3 protein-coding genes and 2 pseudogenes are annotated in these 3,176 nt (G+C 63.1%); 4 read left to right on the top strand and 1 reads right to left on the bottom strand.

Features of this window, described 5'->3' with window-relative positions; translation table 11 throughout:
- From EN884_RS30805 to EN884_RS30820, 4 genes and pseudogenes are all read left to right on the top strand, one after another.
- Nucleotides 1-229 (top strand): annotated as a pseudogene (locus EN884_RS30805) (thiamine diphosphokinase); the annotation flags it as partial.
- A gap of 1 nt (nucleotide 230) precedes the next feature.
- Nucleotides 231-2,051: an ABC-F family ATP-binding cassette domain-containing protein gene (locus EN884_RS30810; protein WP_063169192.1), complete on the top strand. Its 1,821-nt coding sequence runs from the start codon at nucleotides 231-233 to the stop codon at nucleotides 2,049-2,051.
- Between the two features lie 167 nt (nucleotides 2,052-2,218).
- On the top strand, nucleotides 2,219-2,461 hold the full coding sequence (locus EN884_RS30815) for a type II toxin-antitoxin system CcdA family antitoxin (protein ID WP_063170355.1): 243 nt from the start codon (nucleotides 2,219-2,221) through the stop codon (nucleotides 2,459-2,461).
- Nucleotides 2,461-2,760: a CcdB family protein gene (locus EN884_RS30820; protein WP_063169193.1), complete on the top strand. Its 300-nt coding sequence runs from the start codon at nucleotides 2,461-2,463 to the stop codon at nucleotides 2,758-2,760. Before EN884_RS30815 ends, EN884_RS30820 begins: the two co-directional genes overlap by 1 nt.
- 17 nt (nucleotides 2,761-2,777) lie before the next feature.
- Here the strand turns inward: EN884_RS30820 and EN884_RS30825 are convergent.
- Nucleotides 2,778-3,176 (bottom strand): annotated as a pseudogene (locus EN884_RS30825) (hypothetical protein); the annotation flags it as partial.

The following is a 3,176-nucleotide window of genomic DNA, read 5'->3' on the forward strand; positions in this document are numbered from 1 at the left end:
CGACTATGCCGACGGCACGCTGTTTTCGGTGCTCGGCTTTTCCGAGCTCGACGGCCTGACCGTCACCGGCCCCAAATGGCCGCTCGCTCACGTCAAGGTGGCGTTCGGTTCGTCGCTGACCATTTCCAACGAGGTCAAGTCCGACAAGACCGGGGGCCGCCTCGAAATCGCGCTCGGCCATGGCCGCGCGATGCTGCTCGCTCATCCCTATCCCTTACCTGAAAGCTGACATGGCCCCGCCCCTTCTCAACCTTGATGGGATAAAACTGACCTTCGGCGGCACGCCGCTGCTCGATGGCGCCGCCTTGACGGCTTCGGCCGGCGACAAGATCGCACTGGTCGGCCGCAACGGGTCCGGCAAGTCGACCCTGCTGAAGATCGCCGCCGGCCTGATCGAGCCGCAGGACGGCGAAGTGTTCCGCCAGCCTTCGGCGACCGTCCGCTATTTGCCGCAGATGCCCGACATGGAAGGTTTTGCCACTGTCCGCGCCTATGTCGAGGCCGGGCTTGGCCCCGCCGACGATCCCTACCGCGCCAGCTATCTGATGGAGCATCTCGGCCTGTCGGGTGAGGAACGTCCGAACGACCTGTCGGGCGGCGAGGCGAGGCGCGCCGCCCTTGCCCGCGTCATGGCGCCGGAGCCCGATATCCTGCTGCTCGATGAGCCGACCAACCATCTCGACCTCTCGGTCATCGAATGGCTGGAAGAAGAACTCATCCGCACCTCCTCGGCGCTGATCGTCATCTCGCACGACCGCCGCTTCCTCGAACGCGTGTCGCGCGCCACGGTCTGGCTCGATCGCGGCCAGACCCGCAGGCTGGACAAGGGCTTCGGCCATTTCGAGGAATGGCGCGACCTGGTTCTGGAGGAAGAAGAACGCGAGCAGCACAAGCTCGGTCGCCAGATCGTTCGCGAAGAGCATTGGCTGCGCTACGGCGTGACGGCGCGGCGCAAGCGCAACATGCGCCGGCTCGGCGAGTTGCAGACCATGCGTCAGCGTTTTCGCGGTCATCGCGGGGCCGAAGGGTCGGCGATCATGGTGGCGAGCGACGCCACCGAGTCCGGCAAGCTGGTGATCGAGGCGAAAAACATCGAAAAGAGCTTTGGCGATCTCACCGTGGTCAAGGCGTTTTCGACCCGCATCCAGCGTGGCGATCGCGTTGGCCTGGTCGGGCCGAACGGCGCCGGCAAGACCACGCTCTTGAAAATGCTGACCGGCGAGATGAAGCCGGACGCCGGCTCGGTGCGGCTCGGCACCAATCTGGAGATCGCCACGCTCGACCAGAAGCGCGAGGCGGTCGACCCGCAGGAGACGCTGGCACAATATCTCACCGATGGGCGCGGCGAAAACCTCGTCATCAATGGCGAGCAGCGCCACGTGGTCTCCTACATGAAGGATTTCCTGTTCAAGCCCGAGCAGGCGCGCACGCCGGTGCGCGAGTTGTCCGGCGGCGAGCGGGCGCGGCTCTTGCTGGCGCGCGTGCTGGCGCGGCCCGCAAACCTTCTGGTGCTCGATGAGCCGACCAACGATCTCGACATGGAGACGCTGGAACTGCTGCAGGAACTGGTCGCCGGTTTCGCCGGCACCGTCATCCTGGTCAGCCACGACCGCGATTTCCTCGACCGCACCGTGACCAGCCTGATCGCGCCGGATGGTGAGGGCCGCTGGATCGAATATGCCGGCGGCTACTCCGACATGCTGGCGCAGCGCGGCGGCACGAAGCTGGACGACCGCAAGGCGCGGGCGAGAGCCGAAAATGGCGAGGCGCCCGCGTCAGGCAAGAGCGAAGCCGCCGCGCCAAAAGGGCCGGCGAAGAAACTGTCGTTCAAGCAGAAATTCGCACTGGAATCCCTGCCGAAGAAAATCGAAGCTGTGATGGCCTCGATCTCGAGGCTGGAGAACAACATCGCCGATCCGGCCTATTACGAGCGCGATCCGGCCTCGTTCCAGAAAACCATCGCCGCCCTCGACAAGGAGCGCGCGACGCTGGCCGCGCTCGAGGAAGAATGGCTGGAACTGGAGATGTTGCGCGAGGAGATGGAGGGGTGAGGAGTGTTTCGGCCGTAGGCCGATCAATCGACGACGATTTGTCGATTGAAGCGACGAACGCCCGGAGCCATAGCGAAGGGGCCGAGCGCCCCTACCTGCAGCTAGAACCGCCTGATTGCCTCCATACAGAAATGCGCATATATTATGCGCATGTTGCGGAGGCTATTATGCGCAAAATTGCCTTGAGTGCGACCCGTCAGCCAGCAAATCTGTCGATCGATTCGAACCTCATGAGGGAAGCCAAGGGACTTGACGTGAATGTCTCGCGCGCTGCGGAGGCCGGCATCGCGGAGGCGGTGGCTGCCGAAAAAACGCGACTGTGGAAGCTTGAGAACCGCGCCACGATGGACGCGTGGAACGACTATATCGAGAAACATGGCATCCCGCTGGAAGAGTACCGGCAGTTCTGATGCCCCGCTATGATGTCTTCGCCGGTCGCATCGAAGGCAGCTATGTGCTCGACGTTCAGTCAGAGCTGCTCGACAATTTCAAGACGCGGGTGGTCGTGCCGCTTCTGCCGGTCGCAATGGTGCCACCGCCGATGCGAAAGCTTCATCCGATTTTTGAGATCAACGGTCGAAAGCTCGTTATGGCAACACACCTGGTTGCCACCGTTTCTGCCAGCGAATTGGGCGAAAGTCGGCTGAACCTGATCAAGCACCACGACGACATCGTCGCTGCGCTCGACATGCTGTTCCAGGGCTTCTGAACGGCGGCTACAGCGTCTCAGCCTGCCGTCTTGGCCTGCCAGGCCTTGATTGCCTCGTCGAACACCTTCTCTCCGGGAATGCCCTTTTCCATGGTCAGCAACGCCCGCCGTCCGGTCTTGTAGACCACCGGCACGTCGATCCAGTCCTGGCCGCGCAACAAGGTCATGTTGGCGTCTTCGTCGGCCTTGGTGTCGTTGAGCGCGACGAGGAAGAAGCCGTCGGCAATCTTGGCCGGAATGCCGATCAGCGGGCTGCCGGCATCCTGCTCCGAAGCCTTCATGGCAACGCGCAGGATGTTGTCGACACCGCCGCCCTCGAAGCCGTCGGGCGTCAGGAAGATCATCTCGATGATATGGCTGGCCGGCAGCGTCTGGTCGGTGTTGCGGCGGATGGTCATGCGCAACTGGATCTGTCT

Source organism: Mesorhizobium sp. M7A.F.Ca.AU.001.01.1.1 (assembly GCF_004022735.1).
Lineage (GTDB): Bacteria > Pseudomonadota > Alphaproteobacteria > Rhizobiales > Rhizobiaceae > Mesorhizobium > Mesorhizobium ciceri.

What these genes read in the sequence shown, in the direction of transcription:
- EN884_RS30810 (WP_063169192.1), top strand. Translation starts at nt 231, where the DNA reads ATGGCCCCGCCCCTTCTCAACCTTGATGGGATAAAACTGACCTTCGGC.
- EN884_RS30815 (WP_063170355.1), top strand. Translation starts at nt 2,219, where the DNA reads ATGCGCAAAATTGCCTTGAGTGCGACCCGTCAGCCAGCAAATCTGTCG.
- EN884_RS30820 (WP_063169193.1), top strand. Translation starts at nt 2,461, where the DNA reads ATGCCCCGCTATGATGTCTTCGCCGGTCGCATCGAAGGCAGCTATGTG.